This window comes from Streptomyces sp. Y20 (genome assembly GCF_043195475.1).
Taxonomy (GTDB): Bacteria; Actinomycetota; Actinomycetes; order Streptomycetales; family Streptomycetaceae; genus Streptomyces.
On sequence record NZ_JBIDDP010000052.1, the window covers coordinates 1 to 402 of the forward strand.

General features: G+C 71.4%; 1 protein-coding gene. It reads right to left on the minus strand.

Features of this window, described 5'->3' with window-relative positions:
• On the minus strand, nucleotides 1–402 hold a 402-nt coding region (locus ACGFT1_RS35810; RefSeq protein ID WP_373913163.1), incomplete at both ends, for an acyltransferase domain-containing protein.

Here is a 402-nt window from a genome sequence, read left to right on the forward strand (position 1 = left end):
TGGCCCAGGAGACGGGTTGGACGACGTCGACGCGGTCGAGGCCGGGTGCTTGGTGGTGGCCGCGCAGTACGGCGGTCAGGGACCAGTCGACGTAGGGGGCGAGGGCTTCTTCGCAGGCGGTGATGGTATCGCGGAAGACGTCGGAGGTGTCGAGGAGATTGACGGCCATCCCGGCCCACTGCGACCCCTGCCCCGGGAACACGAACACGACAGGCACTCCGGATACCCGGCCCGGCTTGGCACCGGAGACGGCGGCGGTCACGACCTCGGCCTCGCCGGAGGCGAGTGCGTCGAGACCGGCGAGGAGTCCTTCGCGTCCGTCGGTGCCCGGGACGACGGCCCGGGACTCGAAGGCGGAGCGGCCGGTGGCGAGGGAGAACGCCACATCGCCGGACGCCAGTT